The organism is Serratia sp. DD3 (assembly GCF_000496755.2).
In genome coordinates this window covers 1-22,291 of sequence record NZ_AYKS02000091.1, presented here as the reverse complement: position 1 = coordinate 22,291, position 22,291 = coordinate 1, and the positions used below count along the sequence as shown (strand labels likewise).

At 48.8% G+C, this 22,291-nt stretch carries 24 protein-coding genes and 1 pseudogene; 14 read left to right on the top strand and 11 right to left on the bottom strand.

Annotated elements, in window-relative coordinates; genetic code table 11:
• Window position 1: 1 nt before the first annotated feature.
• Window positions 2-565: a DedA family protein gene (locus IO95_RS18300; protein WP_023490096.1), complete on the bottom strand. Its 564-nt coding sequence runs from the start codon at window positions 563-565 to the stop codon at window positions 2-4.
• Between the two features lie 205 nt (window positions 566-770).
• Here IO95_RS18300 and pbpG point away from each other — a divergent pair, with 205 nt between their 5' ends.
• The 3 genes from pbpG to IO95_RS26345 all read left to right on the top strand — a co-directional run bounded on the left by pbpG (window position 771) and on the right by IO95_RS26345 (window position 2,622).
• Window positions 771-1,703: a D-alanyl-D-alanine endopeptidase gene (gene pbpG / locus IO95_RS18295; RefSeq protein WP_037386486.1), complete on the top strand. Its 933-nt coding sequence runs from the start codon at window positions 771-773 to the stop codon at window positions 1,701-1,703.
• A gap of 216 nt (window positions 1,704-1,919) precedes the next feature.
• Window positions 1,920-2,423 (top strand): YlaC family protein, encoded by a 504-nt coding sequence (locus IO95_RS18290; protein WP_023490094.1) that lies wholly within the window; start codon window positions 1,920-1,922, stop codon window positions 2,421-2,423.
• 67 nt (window positions 2,424-2,490) lie between these two features.
• Window positions 2,491-2,622, top strand: a complete 132-nt coding sequence (locus tag IO95_RS26345; protein WP_023490093.1) for a hypothetical protein — start codon at window positions 2,491-2,493, stop codon at window positions 2,620-2,622.
• A 78-nt stretch (window positions 2,623-2,700) separates the two neighbouring features.
• Here the strand turns inward: IO95_RS26345 and IO95_RS18285 are convergent, their stop codons facing one another.
• Window positions 2,701-3,534, bottom strand: coding sequence for a DUF1460 domain-containing protein (locus tag IO95_RS18285; protein WP_037386511.1), 834 nt, complete (start codon window positions 3,532-3,534; stop codon window positions 2,701-2,703).
• A 122-nt stretch (window positions 3,535-3,656) separates the two neighbouring features.
• On the opposite strand from IO95_RS18285, the gene IO95_RS18280 reads away from it, so the two are divergent.
• The 3 genes from IO95_RS18280 (at window position 3,657) to IO95_RS18270 (ending at window position 7,417) form a co-directional block, all read left to right on the top strand.
• Window positions 3,657-4,658 carry a LacI family DNA-binding transcriptional regulator gene (locus IO95_RS18280; protein WP_023490091.1) on the top strand — a complete coding sequence of 334 codons (1,002 nt, stop codon included), beginning with the start codon at window positions 3,657-3,659 and terminating at the stop codon, window positions 4,656-4,658.
• 145 nt (window positions 4,659-4,803) lie between these two features.
• Window positions 4,804-6,249 carry a Na+/H+ antiporter NhaC gene (gene nhaC / locus IO95_RS18275; RefSeq protein WP_023490090.1) on the top strand — a complete coding sequence of 482 codons (1,446 nt, stop codon included), beginning with the start codon at window positions 4,804-4,806 and terminating at the stop codon, window positions 6,247-6,249.
• Window positions 6,236-7,417, top strand: coding sequence for a MalY/PatB family protein (locus IO95_RS18270; RefSeq protein ID WP_023490089.1), 1,182 nt, complete (start codon window positions 6,236-6,238; stop codon window positions 7,415-7,417). Before nhaC ends, IO95_RS18270 begins: the two co-directional genes overlap by 14 nt.
• Before the next feature lie 196 nt (window positions 7,418-7,613).
• Here the strand turns inward: IO95_RS18270 and IO95_RS18265 are convergent, their stop codons facing one another.
• Window positions 7,614-8,483, bottom strand: a complete 870-nt coding sequence (locus IO95_RS18265; protein WP_023490088.1) for an AraC family transcriptional regulator — start codon at window positions 8,481-8,483, stop codon at window positions 7,614-7,616.
• Between the two features lie 181 nt (window positions 8,484-8,664).
• Here IO95_RS18265 and IO95_RS18260 point away from each other — a divergent pair, with 181 nt between their 5' ends.
• From IO95_RS18260 to IO95_RS18250, 3 genes are all read left to right on the top strand, one after another.
• On the top strand, window positions 8,665-9,570 hold the full coding sequence (locus IO95_RS18260; RefSeq protein ID WP_037386484.1) for a DMT family transporter: 906 nt from the start codon (window positions 8,665-8,667) through the stop codon (window positions 9,568-9,570).
• A 134-nt stretch (window positions 9,571-9,704) separates the two neighbouring features.
• Window positions 9,705-10,628, top strand: coding sequence for a dihydrodipicolinate synthase (locus IO95_RS18255; protein ID WP_023492079.1), 924 nt, complete (start codon window positions 9,705-9,707; stop codon window positions 10,626-10,628).
• 35 nt (window positions 10,629-10,663) lie between these two features.
• Complete coding sequence (locus tag IO95_RS18250; RefSeq protein ID WP_023492078.1) at window positions 10,664-10,867, top strand: 2-hydroxymuconate tautomerase family protein; 204 nt, start codon at window positions 10,664-10,666, stop codon at window positions 10,865-10,867.
• 87 nt (window positions 10,868-10,954) lie between these two features.
• Here IO95_RS18250 and yajD read toward each other — a convergent pair whose 3' ends face one another.
• Window positions 10,955-11,296, bottom strand: coding sequence for an HNH nuclease YajD (gene yajD, locus IO95_RS18245; RefSeq protein ID WP_023492077.1), 342 nt, complete (start codon window positions 11,294-11,296; stop codon window positions 10,955-10,957).
• Window positions 11,297-11,633: 337 nt separating this feature from the next.
• Here yajD and IO95_RS18240 point away from each other — a divergent pair, with 337 nt between their 5' ends.
• A complete protein-coding gene (locus IO95_RS18240; protein WP_023492075.1) occupies window positions 11,634-12,227 on the top strand; it encodes a LysE family translocator in 594 nt (197 codons plus the stop codon).
• Here the strand turns inward: IO95_RS18240 and IO95_RS18235 are convergent.
• Entirely contained in the window at window positions 12,203-13,030 is an 828-nt protein-coding gene (locus IO95_RS18235) for an AraC family transcriptional regulator (protein WP_023492074.1), read from the bottom strand. The two genes, IO95_RS18240 and IO95_RS18235, sit on opposite strands and share 25 nt — an antisense overlap.
• Before the next feature lie 176 nt (window positions 13,031-13,206).
• Between IO95_RS18235 and IO95_RS18230 the strand changes: the two genes are divergently transcribed.
• Window positions 13,207-13,608: an isoprenylcysteine carboxylmethyltransferase family protein gene (locus tag IO95_RS18230; protein WP_023492072.1), complete on the top strand. Its 402-nt coding sequence runs from the start codon at window positions 13,207-13,209 to the stop codon at window positions 13,606-13,608.
• A 38-nt stretch (window positions 13,609-13,646) separates the two neighbouring features.
• Here the strand turns inward: IO95_RS18230 and IO95_RS18225 are convergent, their stop codons facing one another.
• Window positions 13,647-14,492 carry a PA4780 family RIO1-like protein kinase gene (locus tag IO95_RS18225; RefSeq protein ID WP_023492071.1) on the bottom strand — a complete coding sequence of 282 codons (846 nt, stop codon included), beginning with the start codon at window positions 14,490-14,492 and terminating at the stop codon, window positions 13,647-13,649.
• A gap of 203 nt (window positions 14,493-14,695) precedes the next feature.
• Between IO95_RS18225 and IO95_RS18220 the strand changes: the two genes are divergently transcribed.
• The gene (locus tag IO95_RS18220; protein ID WP_023492070.1) at window positions 14,696-15,247 is read left to right on the top strand and encodes a cysteine hydrolase family protein; all 552 of its coding nucleotides are present in this window, start codon (window positions 14,696-14,698) and stop codon (window positions 15,245-15,247) included.
• Between the two features lie 214 nt (window positions 15,248-15,461).
• Here the strand turns inward: IO95_RS18220 and IO95_RS18215 are convergent, their stop codons facing one another.
• Window positions 15,462-16,367: a GntR family transcriptional regulator gene (locus IO95_RS18215; protein ID WP_023492069.1), complete on the bottom strand. Its 906-nt coding sequence runs from the start codon at window positions 16,365-16,367 to the stop codon at window positions 15,462-15,464.
• Between the two features lie 198 nt (window positions 16,368-16,565).
• On the opposite strand from IO95_RS18215, the gene IO95_RS18210 reads away from it, so the two are divergent.
• Both IO95_RS18210 and IO95_RS18205 read left to right on the top strand, forming a co-directional pair.
• Complete coding sequence (locus IO95_RS18210; protein WP_023492068.1) at window positions 16,566-18,020, top strand: tagaturonate reductase; 1,455 nt, start codon at window positions 16,566-16,568, stop codon at window positions 18,018-18,020.
• A gap of 204 nt (window positions 18,021-18,224) precedes the next feature.
• Window positions 18,225-18,689: a DUF1456 family protein gene (locus tag IO95_RS18205; RefSeq protein WP_023492067.1), complete on the top strand. Its 465-nt coding sequence runs from the start codon at window positions 18,225-18,227 to the stop codon at window positions 18,687-18,689.
• A gap of 63 nt (window positions 18,690-18,752) precedes the next feature.
• Here the strand turns inward: IO95_RS18205 and sseA are convergent, their stop codons facing one another.
• The 4 genes and pseudogenes from sseA to IO95_RS24340 form a co-directional block, all read right to left on the bottom strand.
• Window positions 18,753-19,598: a 3-mercaptopyruvate sulfurtransferase gene (gene sseA / locus IO95_RS18200; protein WP_023492066.1), complete on the bottom strand. Its 846-nt coding sequence runs from the start codon at window positions 19,596-19,598 to the stop codon at window positions 18,753-18,755.
• A 136-nt stretch (window positions 19,599-19,734) separates the two neighbouring features.
• A complete protein-coding gene (locus IO95_RS18195) occupies window positions 19,735-20,280 on the bottom strand; it encodes a hypothetical protein (protein ID WP_023492065.1) in 546 nt (181 codons plus the stop codon).
• A gap of 321 nt (window positions 20,281-20,601) precedes the next feature.
• Window positions 20,602-21,516, bottom strand: coding sequence for a drug/metabolite exporter YedA (yedA, locus tag IO95_RS18185; RefSeq protein WP_037386480.1), 915 nt, complete (start codon window positions 21,514-21,516; stop codon window positions 20,602-20,604).
• Between the two features lie 165 nt (window positions 21,517-21,681).
• Window positions 21,682-21,973, bottom strand: a pseudogene (locus IO95_RS24340) (transposase); the annotation flags it as partial.
• Window positions 21,974-22,291 lie beyond the last annotated feature (318 nt).

Below are 22,291 nucleotides of genomic sequence, written 5' to 3'. Positions count from 1 at the left end.
CTCAACGCTGGTGGCGTCGGCGCCACCAGTGACGGATCCCCAGAAAGGCAACCAGTAGCAACGCGCACAATAACAGACTGTACAGTTTATTATCGGTATCACCGAGAAAACGGTTGATCGCCTGGCCACCAAAATAGCCGATAAACACAAAAATATGTGCCCATATTATCGCTCCCAGAATATTGAGCGGGATGAAGAGCGCGGGGCGGAGCTTACTGGCACCGATCAGCACCGGGCCGATAATACGAAAGCCATACATAAAACGGACACCAATCACGAATAAGATCGGATGACTGGCAATCAGTTTTTGGGCACGTTCAATATGTGCTTGTTGGTTCTTCATGCGTGCAATCACCCGACCGCCAAAGTGGCGTCCGGCAAAATAGAGTAACTGATCGCCCAAGGAGCCTCCAATCGCTACCACGGCAATCACCAGCGGCAGGTGTAACAACCCGTTGTGTGCCGCCATACCACCTAACATGGTGATGGTTTCCCCTTCGAGTAGGCAGCCAATCAGCAGTGCCCAGTAACCATATTGTGTAATGTATTGGGCTAAATCAGCCATATTTGTTCCTTACCGTCGCTCTTATCAGGCCATTAGCCCTGTCACTTTTACGTGGTCAGGCTACAGAGCCGTTTATCTGCGGCTTTTACGTCTTATACCATGACAGAATTTGTCACAAATAGTAGCTCACAATCACAGTGCTAATTCAATGATCTGCATTTATAATTTAGAGCAATAAGTTGGTGGCGATTTTAATTAAAGAGAAATATCTGTGAAAATCCGAGTGTTGATTCTAGTTCTGCTTGCTTGGCAGATGGGAGCCGGTCTAGTGCCGCGAGCACTGGCCAGTGAGAAGGCTCGTGCATCACACGCGACCCAGCCGGAGTTGGCTTCTGGTAGTGCCATGGTGCTGGATTTGCAAACCCATAACGTGATTTATGCCCGTAACCCCGATAAAGTGGTGCCGATTGCCTCGATCACCAAGTTGATGACGGCAATGGTGACCCTGGATGCCCATTTACCCCTTAATGAAATGCTGTCAGTGGATATCAGCCAAACACCGGAAATGAAAGGGGTGCATTCCCGTGTGCGCTTAAGTAGCCAGATAAGCCGTAAAGAGATGTTGCTGCTGACATTGATGTCGTCAGAAAATCGCGCGGCCGCCAGTCTGGCACATCACTACCCGGGGGGCTATCAAGCCTTTATCAAAGCGATGAATGCCAAGGCTAAAGCGTTAGGCATGACCAATACCCGTTATGTCGAGCCGACAGGCTTGTCGATGCATAATGTTTCTACCGCCCGTGATCTGACCAAATTACTGTTGGCGAGTAAAAGATACCCATTGATTGGTCAGTTGAGTACCACCGCATCTCAGACCGCGACATTTAAAGATCCTGATTACAGCTTACCATTCAGAAATACCAACCATTTAATTAACAACCCCAAATGGAATATTCAGCTGACTAAGACTGGTTTTACCAATCAGGCCGGGCATTGCTTGGTTATGCGGACCATGATCGGTAACCGTTCAGTTTCATTAGTGGTGTTGGATGCCTTTGGTAAATATACCCACTTTGCTGATGCCAACCGTTTACGCACTTGGATTGAAACCGGAAAAGTGACCCCAATCCCGCCAGCGGCGCGTGATTATCGCCGCCAGAAAGATGCTAATTTGGCCAAGAACAGTGAAACTGAATAGGGCTTGATATAGCCATAATCATTCAAGCTGAGAGCTTGCCTGTTGCTTTACAATCCCACCTAGATAGATTGCGATAGATGCCGATGCCGATAGCGTCGCCGGTTTATAGCGGGTTAATGAAGTTATCGTTTTTGTACTATCTTGTTAAACCGGCGTTGTGTTAGCGTGATAGCTATTGGCGAGAGTAATGATGGACTGATGTATAAGGCGGTCGCAATGGATACGATCAAAAATATCTTGGTGAAAGAAATCGAGCAGATTAACCAGCAAGAGAGACGTGACGGCAAGCCACGTTTTAACAGTGAGTTTGTTCGTAACCACCGCTATCTGTGTTTTGCGATGTTGGCTGGCTATTTGGCCGTGGTTGCCGTTATGTACCCGGTGCCTTACTTGGGGTTGCTGGCGTTTTTTGGCTTCACGGCTTTTGTGCTGATGATGTTTATCATGTTGTTGTTTGAGATTAAGCCGGTTTACCGTTTTGAAGATATTGGTGTATTGGATTTACGTGTCTGCTACAACGGAGAGTGGTACTTTACCCGCGCGTTGTCGCCGCAAGCCGTGCAGGAACTGCTTAATGAACCTGCTGTCAGCATGGCATTAAAAATGCAGATGCAGGAAATTATCGCTAATAAGGGCGAGATCGATTTTTATGATGTTTACGTTCTTGCGTATCCAAACAGGCGGGATAATCTGCCCGCAACGTTGTCCGTAGCGAATTGAAAGGATCGCGTCCGAGTGGATGTTGGTTATAATTGCCCCCTAAATGGGTTAGCTTGAGGGTATTACGATGAGTGATGATATTTTTGATTTTGATATTGATGCCGAATTAGCGAAAGCTGAACAGAAAGCGGCGCAAAAAGAGAGAGAAGTCCCCGAAATCCTTGAGGATGAGGCGGATTGTGAGGGTTGCAAAATCTGATCGTGATACCAATAAAAAAACCGCTGCGGCGGTTTTTTTATTGCCTATCAGAAGGTGAGGCGATCTCTTCCGCATCGATTAGTGTGGGCGGAGTACCACAATACCGGGGGTATGGCTGACATAGCTGGCAAAAGGAGAGTCCATCACCTTCATGCTCTCTTTGCTTGAGGAGGCATTGCGCAGAACCGGCCCGTGTTGGGTGATAATAAAGAACCCGGTATGGGTGACATCCAGCCCCGGTAGTTTGCTATAGATACCGATATAGTCGCCCGTTTGTAGCTGGGTAATGACATTATCGTCAACAAACTCGCTGGGAATATAGCTAATAGGGCGTTCAACGGTTGGCAGGCCCGGCAGGTAGAGGCTGCCATCCGCTTTGCGGTTAAGGTGTTTACTGACCGTCACCGCATGTGGGCTGAGCTGCGCGGTGATATCGCTAGCCAATATATGCTCGGTCTGTGCCCAGTCAGTAAAGAAGTGTTTGCGATGCTGGAAATCGATACGCCCGTTGATATAGCGTGTCTGGATGACATTTTCTACCAACTCGTTCTCGTTGCTGGCGGTTCTCAGTGCCTGAACGTAATCCAGATAGGTAAAACAATCCAATCCACTGAAATCAATCACCAATTGTTCTGGTGTACTGGCTGAGCCAATTAATTGGTTAGCCACATAAGGCGTATCAAGAAAAGCCTGGGAGAGTAACGCGATCATCTGGCTTTTATCCGCCTGGGGAAGCGCATTATGTAGGGCCAGTAGGGACTGTAGTTTGTTTACGGTATAATTATTCATCGTTATTGCCATCTTCTGGGGTTCTGCTACGGGTGGTTTAGCGGCTCTCGATGAGCTGAGCGGTGGTGTATTGCTACATCCTACTACTGAGGCTAACAACATCACTAGCGTCAATTTCCCAATTTTTATCTGCACAAATGCACCTTAAATGGCAATGATTCACATTATCATAAAGAGGGTTCGAGGTTCATTCAAGGTGTTCTCTGCCCGCAAGAGGAATGAATCCAGATAACTATGGAATATTTATGGCCACAATGAAAGATGTCGCGCGGCGTGCAGGAGTATCCAGTGCTACCGTTTCCCGCGTGATTAATAACACCGCTTACGTTGAACCTGTTACCCGTGAACGTGTTGAGAAAGCAATGCGTGAGTTCAACTACCACCGCAATGCGGCGGCGCTGGCTTTGGCGAAGCGCAGCGGCAATATGTTGGGATTGCTGACAGGCAACCTGGCGGACCCGTTTTTTTCTCGTTTGGCGCGCGGGGTGGAAGAGATAGCTCGTAAAGAGGGGGCGAAATTGATGGTATGCAGTGGTGGCCATCAAGCGGAGCGTGAAAAGGCGGGGCTGGACTTTCTGATCAACCAAGGGTGTGAGGCCATTGTGGCGCATATTACCCGCATGAGTGACGCCGATGTATTGCGCTATGCGGCACATACTCCTGGCCTGATCATCATCAATCGTTATTTCCCGGCCATCGCCAATCGTTGTGTTTGGCTGGATAATCGCAGCGCCGCTCAGGCTTCCACTCACTACTTGCTGCAACAAGGGCACCGGCGTATCGCTTGTGTCACGGCTGATTTACCCATTGATGATCGGCAATTACGCCTGCAGGGCTACCGTGATGCGATGACAGCTATGGGGATTGATGTCCCCGCTGAGTGGGTGATCAGTGTTCCTTTTGATGAGGAGGGGGGAGAACTGGCAGCGGAAAAGCTACTCTCCAGTGGGCAGCAGTTTACCGCCGTGGTCACGTTTAATGATGTGATGGCCGCTGGCATGATCCGGGCGTTACATCTGCGTCATATCAGGTTACCAGAGCAACTTTCCATTATTGGTTTTGATGATGTGGTATTAGCGCGTTATCTCTATCCTGCGTTGACCACCATGCATTACCCCATCGAACGAATGGCCAGACGGGCCGCCAGGCTGGCATTACTGAGTCAGCAACAACAAGAACTCCCACCGCAGAACAATCTGTTTTCTGCTGAACTGGTGTTAAGAGATTCAGTGGCGCAATGGCAATAATTCCTGGTCTAGTGGTAATTCTGTGGCCGCTATCACATTTAGCATGCTCATGAAACCGCTTACATAGCTTGAAGCGCTAGCTCACACCTTGCCCAAAGGGGATCAATTACGCTGGTGCATCTTTAATCGGAACCAGGGGTAAATTATGGATAATAAGAAAGAGCTCAATCTTTGGCAGGCGTTGCTGCCAATTGTTGCCATGTTGATGTTTTTGATTTTCGGTTATGGCGTATGGGAACTACGCATTGAACCCTTATTGCTGCTTTCTGCCGCTGTGACTGCCGGGTTGGCACTTTGGCAGGGGTATCACTGGGATGACATTATCAATTCTATCGTCTCCAAATTGGCCAAGGCGATGCCCGTGATCATGATCCTGATTTGCGTCGGAGGGTTAATTGGTACCTGGATGATCAGTGGGACCATCCCTTATATGGTCTACTGGGGTCTGAAGTTGATCAGCCCGCAATATATCCTGATTGCCGCTTTCTTTCTGACTAGCGTGATCTCCGTATGTACCGGCACCTCTTGGGGATCCGCCGGGACGGTGGGCGTTGCGTTGATGGGGGTAGCTGCCGGTTTGGATGTGCCGCTAGCGGCTGCGGCCGGAGCGGTGGTTTCAGGTGCCTATTTTGGCGATAAAATCTCACCGTTATCCGATTCAACCAACTTTGCCGCCATTGTTGCTGAAACGGATCTCTATGCCCACATCAAGCATTTGATGTACACCACCATCCCCAGTTTTGTGCTGGCAGCGGTGGTTTATCTGATTGCTGGTCATAGCAGTGTGATGGGCACAGTGGCCACACCACAGCGGGTCACGGATATTATTCATGGGTTAGACAGCTTATATCACTTTAACCTGTTGCTGATTTTGCCGCCGGTATTGGTGTTGTGGGGGGCGGTGACCAAACGACCAGTGATCCCGGTGATGCTGGCCGCTTGCGCGCTAGCTATTGGCCTGGCGGTGGTGATGCAGGGCTTTACCCTCAAGCAAGGTATGAATGCCTTGATGGATGGTTTTAACCTGTCGATGTTCTCTGATCGGGGGCATGATATCAGCACGGTGATCGCCGATGTGCCGCGCCTATTAAACCGCGGTGGCATGTTCTCCATGATGAGCACCATCTTGCTGGTTTTTTGTGCTTTTTCTTTTGCGGGCGCGTTGACCCTGACCGGGGCATTGACAGTGGTTATCAATCGGTTGCTGAAAGTGGTTCATACCACCGGGCAATTGATTGCGGCAACGGTGGCAACCACCATGTTGGTCACTGGGGCGACCAGTGATGGCAAACTGGCGCTGTTGATTCCAGCAGAGCTGTTTAAAGAAGCCTATCGCCGTATGGGGCTGGATAATAAGAACTTGTCGCGCACCATAGAAGATGCCGGTACCGTCATTGAGCCGCTGATCCCCTGGACAGCTGCGGGTGTTTATATGGCAACCACCTTAGGGGTGAGCACCCTAGATCTGCTGCCTTGGGCGATACAGTGCTATGCCGCAGTATTTTTTGCGCTGATTTATGGATTTACCGGTTTTGGCATTGCCAAAATTACCCCGGAAGCCCAGCAGGAGGTACGCGGTGAAACAGCTTGATTTCAACCAAGTGATCAACCGCCATAATACCAGTTCGGTAAAATGGGATTTTATGGCGCACTATCTGCAGTTGAGTGAAACCGATTTGTTACCCATGTGGGTGTCAGATTTTGATTTCCCCTGTCCGGAAAAAGTGCAACAAGCACTACATACTCGTGTTGAGCATGGGGTATTTGGTTATAGCGAACGTAACGATGACTATTATCAGGCCGCGATTGACTGGTTTGCCCGACGCCATCAGTTAGCGCTGGAACGCCAGTGGTTTACCTCTATCGAAGGGGTGGTGCCGGGCATTGCCTTGTTGATCCAGATGCTGAGCCAACCGGGTGACGGTATTGTACTCCAGGGGCCCTATTACGGCTCTTTTAGCAAGGTGATTACCCTCAATGGCCGCCGGGTATTGGAGAATCCGTTGCAACTGCAGGAGGGTTATTATCGCTTTGACTTTGCCCAACTGGCGGCATTGCTGGTAAGGGAAAAACCACCATTACTGGTGCTTTGTAACCCTCACAATCCCACGGGCAGATGTTGGAACCCACAGGAATTGACACAATTACTGCAGCTATGTCGCCAGCATCAGGTGACGGTGATTTCTGATGAGATCTGGGCTGATTTATTGCTTCCTGATGCGCGTTTTACTTCGTTGCTGCATTTGGACCCGCAGTGGCATGATCAAGTGATTGTTGCCACTTCGGCCAGTAAAACCTTTGGTTTATCATCGCTGCGGATCTCTAATTTTCTGATCCCGAACCCTGTGCTGCGGGCGCAATTTGTTGAACGCCTGAATGCCCATGGTCTGGATGTTTTTAATGCCCTGTCGATGACGGCGGCAACAGCGGCTTATCAACAGGGGGAGCCATGGCTTGATGCCTTGCTCGCTTATTTGGCTGAAAACCGCCGCTGGTTTGCACAAGCTTTGGCGCAAGATGCGCCTTGGTGCCGCATGGTTAATGCTGAAGGTACTTACCTGGCCTGGCTGGATTGCCGCGCCCTGGGCCTGGATGATACGGCTTTACAATTAGCGGTTCGGCAGCAAGCGAGGATTGCACCTTCCATGGGCTATGGCTTTGGTGAACAAGGCAAAGGGTTTATCCGTATCAATCTGGGTTGTCCACGTGCTTATCTGGAAATGGCCGTGTCGGGGTTGGCGAAGCTCAATCCCGGCTAAGATAAGTGTGGCTAGATCAAGTCATGTGATGGATTTTTGCTCTATCTGAACTGTCCCAGTCACTGGGTTGATCCGGTTTCTGGGGCTTTGTTATGCCACGACCTATCCGCAACTTAAATGAACTGGCTATAGGCTTCGAAAAGTTTGTCGATGGTTAGGTTTAATGAGTCACCGTGGGGCGCTTAATCGGCAATATTTAACGTGCTTGTTGTCGTAATTGCATCGGAGCATAACCATAGGCCACCTTAAATCGGTGGCTGAAATGGCTGGCTGAACTGAAACCACACGCCTGTGCAATCAGTGTCAGTGAAATGGATGTCTCGCGTAGTAATCTCTCTGCTTGCTGTAAACGCCTACGCATTACATATTGGTGTGGAGCCAAGCCGGTACTGTGTTTAAACATGCGGGCAAAATGGAATTCACTTAACCCAGCCTGCTGGGCTAAATCTGCCAACAACAAGGGTTGATCAAGATGGTTATCGATATATTCATGTACACGTTTCAAGCCTATCGGTGCCAAGCCCCCGCGTACTGCAGGTAAACCCCACTGCAGGTGGCTATAATGCTGGAGCAGATGTGACATCAACAAGGTGGTGGTGCTGCTCAGAACCAGTTGATTAGCGTTATCCTGCCAGTCATAACTGAGTAGAAACTGACGAAACAGTGACGTAATCCGCGCATCTTCACCAAATGATCGCTGTTCGAGATTGATGGATGCGGGGCTGCGATCCCAAGTTTGCTCAAGCAAATGACGCAAATGCAGGTCAGTACAATACAGGTGCACAAAAGAGAGCTCACTGCGCACATCCCAAGTGGATTCATACTGTCGCGGCATGATACAGAAATGATCAGGCCCACCACCATTTTGCCAGCCGCCGAGCACTTTCTGATAGCACTCATAACCGTCAGCGACATACAGACTGAGCGTGTGGTGATCAGCGCTTTCCTGGGTAACACAATCATTACGATTAGACCAGGCGGCTAATTGTACACCTGACCCTAATTGAACACTGTTATGTAACTGAGCTCTGTGTCGCCGCAGAGTTTCAAATGCCTGATAAGCCATAGGCGTTCCATCTTGCTAGAAAAACGATTCCAGTTTAAAGAATCGCCATCTCTGCTATCAACCTTTCCTCACTGTTTTGCGAAAAAAAGCGCAAGAATATGTCATCGTCAGCAAGGTGGTGAAAGTATCAACATCGTAAAAAGTGAATACTGTGACTCAGGATGATTAATCGGAGTTAATGATGAATACGCTGTTATATCTTGTGGTGGTACTGATATGGGGAACAACATGGATTGCAATCACCCTTCAACAGCAAAGTGTGGTCGCTATTCCTGTTTCGATCAGTTACCGCTTTCAGCTTTCTGCTGCGGTGATGCTGATAATTTTACTGGTGATGCGTCGTTTGCATGCTATTAGTTTACGTGACCACCTGTTTTGTTTGTTGCAAGGCGCTTGTGTGTTTGGCTTAAATTTTTACTGTTTTTATCGTGCCGCCGCTTATATCAGTAGCGGACTGGAGTCAGTCATCTTCTCCATGGCTGTTTTGTATAATGCGCTTAACAGTATACTTTTCTTTCGTCAGCGCCCAAGTCCGACCTTGTTGCCCGCAGCAATATTGGGGATGATGGGAATTGTCGCACTCTCCTGGCAGGATCTGGTGTCCACACAGATGGCACCAGAATTATTCACCGGGATTGGTTTGAGTGCGTTAGGCACATACGGCTTTTCACTCGGTAATATGATCAGTGTGCGTCATCAACGCCGTGGGTTGGATATCCTGTCAACCAATGCCTATGCCATGACCTATGGCGCATTGCTGATGGCTGCAATCGCACTGCTACAAGGCGCTTCATTTCAGGTGGAATTCTCGGTTCGTTATCTTGGTTCACTCTTTTACTTGGCTATCTTTGGTTCGGTGATTGCTTTTGCTGCTTATTTCAGTTTGCTTGGCCGTATCGGTGCCAGTGCAGCCGCTTACACGACTTTATTGTTTCCACTGGTTGCGTTGATTATTTCGACGATTTATGAGGGATATCAGTGGGGGTGGAATATTGTTCTTGGGTTATTCCTTATCTTATTGGGTAATTTGATGGTCTTCTCGAAACCTATCGCACTTTTTTCTCAATGGCGTCAGAAATGTTGCTGAATATGGGTTTGGTTAGAATATCTTTATGATATGCGCTCGAAGGTATTCTTTTTAACCGGGGGGATTTCTTTACCCTCATTTGAGTGCAGTATATAAATTTGGAACTCAATGGGTTGGTTATTGGGAAAGACATTATGAAACGATATCTGGATTGTAGCGCCAGTGAATTGGCCAATATGAGCAAAGCGGAACTGCTGTATGCCATTCGCGCTAGCGAGGGGCGGATCCTGGTGAGTGAAGCCATTGCGGTGACTCAACCGTTGTTGAGTAGCATTACCAATGCCGAACTGGCAGCCAGCCAGGGGGCGGATATACTGCTATTGAATCTTTTTGATGTTAACCAGCCACAGATTGCCGGTTTGCCTGAAGAAGTGGCACCAGAAGAGGTGTTGCGTGAGTTACAGCGTCTGACGGGACGGGTGATTGGTGTCAACCTGGAAGCAGTCGACCCGGCGTTTGCCAGTACACATAATGAATTCTGGCAGGTGACGGCGGGGCGGGCGGCTACCGCGGAAAATGCACGTAAACTCTATCAGCTTGGTGCACGCATGGTGGTGCTGACTGGTAATCCTAATAATGGGGTCAGTAACCAGGCGATTGCGGAAGCGTTGAAACAGATCCATGATGAGGTCGGCGATAAACTGCTGTTGGTGACCGGCAAGATGCACGGGGCGGGTATTGTACGGGAAAGTGGTAGCCAGTTGATTAATGAGCATGATATTGCTCTGTTTATTGAAAACGGTGCAGATATCGTATTGTTGCCTGCACCGGGTACTATTCCTGGGATGTCGCAGGAAAAGGTAGCCGCATTGATTGCTTTTACACAGCAACAAGGGGCATTGGCCATGACCGCGATTGGTACCTCTCAGGAAGGGGCCGATGTACAAACCATCCGTCAAATTGCGCTGATGAGTAAAATGGCTGGTGCCGATCTGCACCATATTGGCGATACCGGCTATCTTGGTTTGGCGTTACCGGAAAATATTTTTGCCTACAGTGTAGCGATCCGTGGGGTACGCCATACTTATACCCGCATGGCCAGATCCATTAACCGCTAATATTCAGCTCAATTTATTCGTAACCAGAGGGCGATATGCCATACGTTAATATTAAAATTACCCGTGAAGGCGCTACCGCCGAGCAGAAACAGCAGTTGATTGCCGGCGTCACCCAGTTACTGGTTGATGTGCTAAATAAAAACCCGAAAACCACCGTGGTAGTGATTGATGAGGTCGATACTGATAACTGGGGAATTGGCGGGGTACCGGTAACGGAGTTACGCAAAAACAGCCAATAGTGATGCGGCGCCGGATGATTTTTGCCATGTGGTTATTCAGGGGCAAATCCACGTCAGTGGCGGCTCTGCCCCAGTAACCAAAATAGACTATTTTTTCAGCATTGCCTTGAGGTTGGCGAACGGATTGTGGGTTGCCACGCCGATGTCTTTCTGGGCATCCTCACCGGCAATGACCGTAGAGCCATACTGGTCGGCTTCGGTGTATTTTGAATGCTCATGATCATGGCAGTACAGGCACAACATTTCCCAGTTGCTGCCATCTTCTGGGTTATTACTGTGGTCATGATCGATGTGATGCACGGTGAGCTCACGCAGGTTGGAATAAACAAACTCCCGTGAACAGCGCCCGCATACCCACGGGAAAAGTTTCAGCGCTTTCTCACGATAACCGACTTCGAGTTTTGCATAGTTTTTAGGAATGTATGCCATGGTATGCCTACGAAATTAGAATAATATCGCGCAGAATAATACCATAACTTTCGTGAAAACTGTGCACTGCAGTAGTCTCAGTATCCTGTCAGCAGACCTCTTACCTAGCCCCTATTCCATTATCCTCGGTGCGTAAAAAGTGACTGATATTGGGTAATTTTATTCAATACGCGCGGTTGTTCCTCAGGCAGGCTAGTCCCTGTATCCCAGTTTATTCAAATTTGTCACCGGCCATCCAATCAGCCAACGACAGGTAGAGCTGATTCGTGAGGAACGTCTTATCAATCAGCCTTCCTCCAGTCACTTGATTCACAAAATATTATATAGGGACTTAGCAATGACAATTTACTTCTCTATGGCCGCCTTTGCCTTGGCAACGTCCATTACACCAGGGCCAGTTAATATTGTGGCTTTCGCCAATGGTGCCCAGGTTGGTTTTTACGCCAGCTTGCGGCATGTTACCGGTGCGACAGTGGGTTTCACCTTATTACTGATACTGGTTGGCTTGGGGCTCAATCAGATACTGATACGGTGGCCGGGGCTGACTGCGGCGATTTTGTGGGCTGGCGTGCTTTTCTTGCTGTATATGGCTTACCAGCTTGCTGTTGATAGTGGGCAATGGCAACAGGACCAACACACCAAGAGACCGTCTTATTGGTATGGTGCCGGGTTGCAATGGTTGAACCCGAAAGCCTGGTTGGCTGCAACGGCAGGTATGGGCGCATTTGTTGGTGATAGCGGCGAGGGCCTGTTATGGCAGTTTGCTCTGATCTACTTTGTGATTTGTTATGCCTCAGTTGCCATTTGGGTTTGCGCAGGCAGCATGCTGAGTCGTTTCTTGCAGCGTGCACATATTGTGCGGTACTTCAACCGGCTGATGGCGCTGTTGTTGGTACTCAGTGCCAGCTATTTGGTGGTTGAAGGGGTTTGATATTGACCGGGTGTGGCGGCTAACAACTGTTTAAACGTTCGTTGAAAGTGCGCTTGATCGGCAAAACCACTTTTGTGCGCTGCGGCTGCGATGGGCAAGCCATGTTTCAGTAAGCGATGACCATACTGAATACGCTGATTAACCAGATAAGCATGGGGGGTCATACCATAGTGCTTTTTAAATGAGCGGATCAGGTAAGAGGGGGAAAGCGCCGATGCCTGGCAGATGGCTTCCAGTGTCAGGGGTTCTGTACAGTGATGACGGATAAACCTGGCTGCTGTTGCTAACTTCGGCGAGTGGTCAAACAGGGAAGGGGACGTAACCCCTAATTGTTGCAGCAAGTTGCTAAAGTAATCGACTAGCGCAATTTGTTTCTCCAGATGACAACAGCTTGGGGTGGTTAAAATGCGATATAACTGATTCAGACCATTAAACAGTGTGGCATCATGGCTCACAATATCAGCAAAAGGCCTAAAACCCGGGCTTTTGTCCTCACTGTTTTCTTGCTGTAATTTTGCCAACCATTGCGGGTCGATATAAAACATGATGTAGGACCAGCATTGATTGCTAATTGGGTTACAACCATGAGCTTGTTGCGGGTTGATGATAACCATATCGCCAGTCTTAACCTGCAGTTGTTGATCGCCGTTGAGATAATGGCTATGGCCCGCAGTAATCGCGCCAATAGAGAAAAACTCATGGCTGTGCATGGCATAATGTATGCGACGACCATCTTCAATGGCTCGGGCTTCAACAAACGGCAGGCGTTCGTCACGCCAAAACTGTGGAATATCCTTGTTCATTATTTTTTCCTGGTTGCCAATGTTGAATATATACTCAAATTTGTTCAGATTACAGCCATTAAACGATTTCAAACCACTTCGAGAATATCATCATGGTTACGCCAAAACTAAAAATAACAAAGTCCTTAAACGGGTTACTTTTGCCACCGGTGGTGTTGGCGGTTTGCGGAGTAGGAATGTGGATTATTCATTGGTTGTCCGGCGGGGGATGGCAGGGGAACACCTTTATTTTCAGTTTGGCCACGGTGTTGGTTGTGCTTTCCTTTGCCATGATGCTCAGCACCAGTTTGGCTTTTCACCGTGCCAATACCACCGTACATCCGCAAAAATTTCAGCAGGTTAATGTACTGATAGTTAACGGTATTTTCCGCTTTAGCCGTAATCCAATCTATCTGGGGCAACTACTATTATTGGCGGCGTGGGCCTTGGTTTTGGGGAGTTGGCTGGTCTGGCTCGGGTGGTTGCTGTTTTTTGTTTATCTCGACTACGTACAGGTTCCGCGAGAAGAGCGTTTTCTCACCCAGCGCTTTAGCGCAGAGTACCCGGCATATTGCCAGCGGGTAAGGCGCTGGCTTTAAATTATGGCCCCGATGTGGCAGATCGGGGGGCGGGTAGATTAGTCCTCTTGACGTGCTTGTAACTGCCGCTGATGTTCATCGCTGGCGGCTTGGATCTCTTCCAGCACGGAACCGACATCAGCGCGTTTATTGCTTTCACTGAATTTGCCTGTCAGCACACAGGCTGGTGTCAGGTTACCTTCCTGATAGAGCGCCCAAATCTCTTTGGCGTACTGGGTACCAAGCAGTTGTGGTGCATACTGACCATAATATTGCGTCATATTGTTGATATCACGGGCGAACATGCTTTGGGCATGGTTGTTGGCTGCGGCATCGACCACCTGCGGTAGATCGATGATAACCGGCCCGTCTTTATCCATTAATACGTTGAATTCGGATAAATCCCCGTGTACCAAACCGGCACAAAGCATCCGTACTGCGTAGTTCATCATTAAAGCATGGTCATGCAGTGCCTGCTCAGGTGTCAGCGTAACATCACTGAGACGCGGTGCCACCAGGCCCTCTTCGTCGGTGATCAACTCCATCAGCAGTACCCCATCCAGACAGATATCCGGCTGTGGCACACGAACGCCCGCTTTAGCCAACAGGTGCAAGGCATCTACCTCGGTATTCTGCCAGGACTCTTCTTGTTGTTGGCGACCAAATTTGGAGCCCTTTTTCATCGCGCGGGCGTCACGGCTGTTTCGTACTTTACGCCCTTCCTGATAGTTTACTGCTTGTTTGAAGTTACGTTTATCCGCTTCTTTGTACACTTTGGCGCAGCGGATCTCATTACCGCAACGCACGATAAATACGTCGGCTTCTTTGCCACTTTTTAAACGGCGGATGACATCATCGATTAAGCCATCATCTACCAATGGCTGGAGTCGTTTTGGAATTTTCATGCAGCCTTGTATCCTAATTCGGCTCTGGTGTAAATGTTCTGTTTGTGTTTGCGACTTTACGTTGTCTCGGTGGTCACTCAGGTTGCCATCTATCCGCAACTCGAATGATTTTGGGTATAGTATATCTGTTTTAGTTACTGAATGAACGCCTTACTCAAGGTAGGGGCCCAGTATTCAACCCTCAGGGATCAGATGGAGTGGTGATGAAATCAGCATTGTTAGTGATTGATGTACAGCAAGGCCTGTTTACGCCACCGCCAGCAGAGGCGGTTGAGGTGATTGAACGGATTAATCAACTGACTGAGCGCGCTCGGCAGGCAGAGGCACCGGTGATTTTTATTCAGCATCAAACGCCTCAGCAGGAACTGGCTTACGGTAGCCATGGTTGGCAAATTCATGCCGATTTAAGCGTAGCAAAGGGCGATTATCGGGTAGATAAAACCACCCCGGACAGTTTTCTGTCGACTAATTTGGGTAAATTGCTGATCGCTGGGGGAATAAGTCAATTGGTGATTTGTGGCTATTCAAGCGAGTTTTGTGTTGATACCACCACCCGCCGGGCGGCCGGATTGGGTTATCCGGTGGTGCTGGCAGCCGATGCGCATACCAGCCATGATAAACCGCACGCCAGTGGTTTACAGATCCGCGCTCATCATAATGCCACATTATCGAATATCCGAAGCTTTGGCGTACTAATCAGCGCGCTGCCGAGCGCAGAGATCCAGTTTGAAGCAGATTGTGATGTTCAACACTGATAGTCGCTGGCAGTAGCCTAACCAGATAAGTATTTCCCCAAATAGACTCAAAATAATTTGAGTTGCTGCGCATCCTGCAGGCCGGCACCTTGCGTGCCCATCAAGTAACACTGGCCACTTTGGGGCAAGTTAACGCCGCATTAGGGTTACACTTTTTTGCGTTGGATTAAATGCGGCAATCAAGTGGTTTTTATTGATAAAAAGCAGGTCTCATTTAAGCGAGGTCCAGCTTGAGTGAGCGGATCATCGCCTGTTTGGCGGTTTCAAGATGGCGGAGTAGTTCTCGCGCTGCCACTTGATCATTGCGGCAGAGTAGCGCACTGAGAATCGCCATATGCTCTTCCATCGAGACGATATTCTGTTGCTTGAGGTCGGTTTCATCCCATTGATAGTGGAAATGAAAAATAACCGAAATGACCTCCATCGCCTGATTGAAAAATCGGTTGTTGGCAGCGGAGAGCAGCAGACTGTGGAAATTGCGGTCCAATTGAGAGAACTGGCGATAATCGGTGGCGATGGTGTCACGCAATTGCCGATGTTGGATCAGCAGCTCTTTGGCCTGTAACCAACGGGGATCCTCTACCGGCAAATTGATAAAACGCGATAGCGCGTGGGTTTCCAGCATTTGCCGCAGTTCGAACAGTTGCTCGGCATAGTGTTGATCGAGTTTTTTCATCCGCCACTGCCCGCGTCGGACATTATCAATCAGGTCATAACGGCTGAACCGCAGCAGAAATTCCCTCACCACCACTGGGCTGACGTTAATCTGACGAGCCAGTTGCAATTCAGTGAATGAGTCCCCAGCACGTAACTGTCTTTGATTAATCATTTGGTAAAACGCCTGTTCAAAGCGTTGGGTCTGTTCATCCAGCGAGTGGGTGATGCAGTCAAAGCCATCTTCCGCGAGGGGGCGCCGCAGGATCACATAATCACCATTGACCTTTTCTAATACGCCACGCTGATGCAAATGGGCCAAGGTGTGACGCACCGTGGTACGGCTGATGTTATACATTTCCGCCAGAGTAGCCTGCGAGGGCAGTGGTGAGTGGAGGTGACCATTGATGATGCTATCAATCATTTGATTCACTACATTTTGCCGCAGGTTCTGCGTTCGACTCATGGTTCTTTTCCGCTGTTATGCCTTTTTATCTATTTAAAACCCATTTAAAGTCATTTATTTTGCGCTGCATCACAAAATTCCTGCGTGAGCTCAACCCCAATTGCTTTTATACCGGATAACAACAGCCAAGAACCTTTAGTCCCAGTTTGCGCTTTCAAACGCGATGGGCACCACCAGATGCAAGGAGTAAGACAAAAGATGAAAACATTAAACCGTAGCGAATTCCCTGGGGCACAATATCCTGATCGTATTATCCAGTTTGGTGAAGGTAACTTCCTGCGCGCTTTTATCGATTGGCAAATTGACTTGTTAAACCAGCATACCGGCTTAAATGCAGGCGTGGTGGTGGTGCGCCCCATAGACAGTGATCAACCGCCATCTTTAAATACCCAGGATGGGCTCTATACCACGATTATTCGTGGGTTGAATGAGAGTGGCGAGGCGGTTTGTGAACCACGCCTGATTCGTTCGGTTAATCGCGAAGTGAACGTGTATCGCCAATACGAAGATTTTCTGGCGTTAGCCCATGATCCGGCGATGCGTTTTGTCTTCTCCAACACCACCGAAGCGGGTATCACGTATCTGCCAGAAGATAAATTAACCGATGCCCCCGCCACCAGTTTCCCGGCTAAGCTGACACGTCTACTGTTTGAACGCTTTACCCATTTCTCCGGTGCCGCAGATAAGGGCTGGGTAGTGTTGCCTTGCGAGCTGATTGACTACAACGGCGAAACCCTGAAAGAGTATGTTCTGCGTTATGCGCAGCAGTGGCAGCTACCGCACTCATTCATCGATTGGTTAAATAACTGCAATACCTTCTGTTCCACACTAGTTGACCGCATTGTTACCGGTTACCCGCGCGGTGAAGAAGAACAGTTGCAGCAGCAGTTGGGCTACCGTGATAGTTTCCTGGATACTGCGGAGCACTTCTACCTGTTCGTGATTCAGGGCCCACAATGGTTGGCAAAAGAGCTACATCTGGATCAATTGGCGCTTAATGTTCACATTGTCGATGACATCAAACCCTATAAAGAGCGCAAGGTCGCTATTCTTAATGGCGCGCATACCGCATTGGTGCCAGTGGCATTTCTTGCCGGCTTGAATACGGTGGGTGAGGCCATGAGCGATGAGCAAATAGGTGGCTATGTAGCACGCACGATTGCAGAGGAAATTGTTCCGGTGCTTGACCTGCCACAAGAGGAACTGAAACCTTTTGCTGAGGCCGTACAAAACCGCTTCCGTAACCCGTTTATTCAACACCAACTGTTATCCATCGCACTTAATGGCATGACCAAATTCCGCACGCGTATTCTGCCGCAGTTACTGGCCGGTCAGCACAAGAGTGAGCAGTTACCAAAACGCCTGACTTTTGCCCTGGCGGCACTGATTGCCTTTTATCGTGGTGAGCGGCCAGCGGGAAGTTATCCGTTGCAGGATGATGCCCATTGGTTAACACAGTTTGAAACGCTGTGGAGTGGGGTAAACAGCCATAAACTGACACTCGTGCAGTTAGTGGAAAGTGTGCTGGCCGATAAAGCACACTGGGGGCAGGATCTGAATGAGGTACCTGGGCTTACTGCTGCGATAACGCAGGACTTGCAGGCTATTCTGCAGCACGGAATGCGTGCTGCACTGCAACAGATCGACAAATAATCGTATAACGACTTATTGCTGATGCTGGTGGACCAACGTGGGTTGGTCCATGCAAATTAGATTGAGAACCCCTTCCGGGCACCCTATACTTGCGGTGCCAGCAAAATGTACTGCTTTGCCCCTACCCATTTTGCAGTTTGTATTGTGTTAAGGATATTATCAACGCGATATGTCTTCCCTGATTGAAACACCAAAGGTAATTCCATGATTAATAATGATGTGCTGCGCAGTGTGCGTTACATACTGGCGTTGAATGACGTAAAAATGGCGGCAATCGTCAAACTGGACGATTTTGACGTCGACGCCGCAGCCATGAAGGCTTATACGGTTAAAGAGGGTGAAGAGGGGTTCGAAAAATGCCCGGACGAAGTCATGGCCCATTTCCTGAATGGTTTGGTGTTTTTTAAACGCGGCAAGGATGATAAATTTCCAGCGCCGGCATTAGAACTGCCGATTACCAATAACCTGGTACTGAAAAAATTACGTGTCGCCTTTGAACTGAAAGATATTGATTTGCACCAGATTTTTACTGCCGTTGATTTCCGGATCTCCAAACCGGAATTGAGTGCGTTATTCCGCAAGCCGGATAACAAAAACTACCGCCCGTGCGGTGATCAGATGTTACGTTACTTTCTGAAAGGGTTAGCCTTGCGTATTCGCGGCGCTTAAACCGAGGGCGTCTTGTGGGCACGAACTCCGCAATGATTCGAAGGGGCCGTTAGCCCCTCACGGTTAATCTTGGGCTATAGGTTGTTTGCCACTTAACTGGCCCCATTCGCTCCAGGCACCATCGTACAACTTGACTTGCTTGGTCCCCAGAGATTGCAACCCCAGCGCCAATACCGCTGCGGTGACACCTGAGCCACAACTGACGATGGTTGGCCGCTGGAGATCAACACCTTTAGCGCGGAATGTGGCTTCTAGTGCTGCTAATGATTTAAAACACCCCTTTTCCAACAGTTCGTCATAAGGAACGTTAATACTGCCAGGAATATGACCTGAGTGCAGACCGGGGCGCGGTTCCGGTGCTTGGGCGTGAAAACGTGCAGCCGAGCGGGCATCCAGAATTTGCCATTCGCTATTTATTGCCTGTTCCACCTGCGGCATATTCACTACGGCTTCCGGGTTAAAGTGGGCATGAAAGTGCGCGGGTACCGGCTGTGCTGGACCTGTTTCCAGGGCATAACCCCGTGAGCGCCACCCCTGCAAACCTTCATCAAGCACCAAAACATTCGGCGCACCAAAATTACGGAAGGTCCACCAGCCACGTGGGGCAGAGAACAGATTGCCTTCGTCATAGAACACAATGGTATGTTGTTCATTGATGCCCAGCTTGCTCACCGCAGCACTGAAATCCTCGGCGCTGGGGAGCATATGTGGCAGGGTGGTGTTTTTATCTGCCACATCATCAATATCAAAATAAACCGCACCAGGAATATGGCCTCGTTCAAACTCAGCCAGCATATCCTTCTTGGGGACCTGACCTACCGGAGACATCCGTACATCCACTATCGCCAGATTTTCATCGTCAATATGTTGCTCAAGCCATTGTGCAGAGACTAAAAAAGGTGAGTTCATGGTTAGTGTGCGCCTATGAGTAAGCAGTAGGAGAGTGTCATCATATACCAGTCAGAGTTCAAGTTGCAGTGGCCCCTGCAACTTGAAAAGGCAAGGTAGAGGGTTAACTGCTCTGCGCTAATTAAATCACCAGCGACTACTTTTTATCAGCTTGAGGGACTGTGATATTGACACCATAAAGACGTAATAAAGCAGGTGCATCTTCAACATTAGTGAAGGTATAACGTACTTTTACCGCGGCACTGGCAGGGACCATTACTTCAGCCGCACTCGGTGATAATGACGTTTTCAATAGCGAAGCAAAACCACTAGCATCGAGTAACACTAATGAATTAGCTTCATTAAGGTTAGTCAGCCGTACTGGTTTGTCTGATTTATTACGCAACGCCAAGGTCACTTCGTATTCTTTACTCTCCTTTTCGCCGACTTTGGTTGCAGAGAGCACCGAGGCCTCAATAAATTTATTCAACCCTTCTTTTTCGGTAATAATGGTTGCACTATCAACGCTTTCACCAGTTTTTCGCCCATCATCAATGCCGCTTTTGACACCACTTAATGTGTCTTTGCCCGTAGATACCAAACCGGAGACAAAACCTTTTACGCCATCCTTAATAGTGGCAGCGTCTTCAGCTAAAGCAGGTACAGATATCAGTAACGTTAATGCCAAAATGGTTTTTTTCATATCCCTAACCTAATTAATTGTTCGCCTTGATTATTCAAGCAAGCGGGAACATCAGTGCGCGGTATTCCCGTTAGCCGTATTTGCCTGATCGCTAGTGGTTACCACTTTTTCCTGTGGTACGGTGGAGCGGGTATATATATTCAACCCAGCTAGGAAAACGCCGCCTAGAGAACCCAAGGCACATAAAGTGATAACGATGACCAACACTTTTTTCAACATAATGGTTGTTTCGCCATGGTTGTTTCGCCGGAAATAATTTGAGCCGCGGCCCTATAAACGAAACTGAGTATAAGCGATTTCCCCCGGCAAACAACAGCCAGACTATTCACTGACTCGTCCTGTTTTTGCCGGTTTGGGAAACAGATATTTACCCAGCGTCACCAAAACCACCGCTGCAACAATGATGACCAAGGCGACCCATTCACGAAGGGTTAGCGATTCGCCAGCAAAACCGACACCCAGTAACACGGCGACCACCGGGTTGACATAGGCATAGCTGGTGGCCACCACCGGGCGCACGTTTTTTAGTAGAAACATATAGGCGCTGATCGCCAGCATCGAACCAAAAACAATCAGATAGCTGAGAGCCATAAAAGCGCTGAAACTGGGCATCTTATCCAGATGCTCACCACTCAATTGACTGATAATGGTCAGTACCACCCCGGCAACCAGCATCTCTGCAGCCCCCGCCATTGGGCCAGCGGGCAAAGAAACTTTTGCGCTGAGCAGCGAACCAAAGGCCCAACTGGCGGAAGCCAGCAAGATCAACAGCGCTCCCATAGGGTTACCCACCAAATTGTTCCCGGTATTAAGCAGTACAATGCCCAGCAGACCCAGCGCGATACCGGTCCACTCGAGTCTGCTATTACGCATTCCCCAAAATAGACTGAATCCCAGGGTAAATAGCGGAACCGTTGCTACCATTACGGCAGCTATACCTGAAGGAACCTGTTGGTGCTGAGCAATGGTGACCAGCCCGTTGCCTACCGCCAGCAACAGGATGCCGATAACCGCCGCTGCCATCCACTGTTTCAGCGTCGGCAACGGGTAACCGCGCAGCAACAGCAAAACGAACAGCAAAAAACCGGCGACCAGAAAGCGAACACCGGCCATCATCAACGGTGGCCACCCTTCAACCCCAACCCGTATGGCAAAATAGGTTGATCCCCAAACAATATATAACGTGAATAGAGCACCGATTAACGGCAGGAGATGACGATTTTTTTTGCTCAACATACGGCTTAATTCGATAGGATGAAAGAGGTTAGGAAACTCAGTTAACCTTAAGCTGCAGTGATTACGCAATGTTTTTTCAGGTTGAGAACCCAATCAGAGAGAGAATGGAGGGGAGAGTGAAAAACATTGAGCAAACAGGTGGTGTTGTCTGGTTTTTGGGGGAGTATGCTGATGGGCTTTAACGACGCTACCGTCTTCTAAATCAGCCAATTGCCTAAGCTCGATAAAGAACTGCATTAAGAACGCCTTTCTTTGACCACAAGTTAAACCGCTGATAGATGGCACGCCAATGTCCAAAAGCGTCTGGGACATCACGCCAAGGGCAGCCAACCTGCATTCGATACAAAATACCTTCCACCGTATTTCTGGGTTCTGGCTTGCTATAGACGCGACCTGTTCTCAGCACCAAGTGGATTAGCGTTGACCAGTATTCATCTGTTGATATCGTTATTGGCATATTGTACTGTCATGGTTAGTTTTTGGCGAAAGTAATTATACCAGTCCGTCATGCCGCCTAATAATCCACCACTAAAGATCAATAGCCCCTAAGCTATTAGGAATATTCTTATTCACTATGTTTCTTTTTTCATCAATAATAGCGGTAATCTCACTAGTCCGATGTCTATATTTTGACCAACTCTCCACATGGCGTGCGATATCTGTTTCCACCAAGGGATGCCAGAGAACCATCACGGAGCAAAGGTTAAAACATCATTAAAGTATCAAATGGAGTTACGAAGTAATGGAAAAAACGATAGTTTTGGCTGTTAACAAT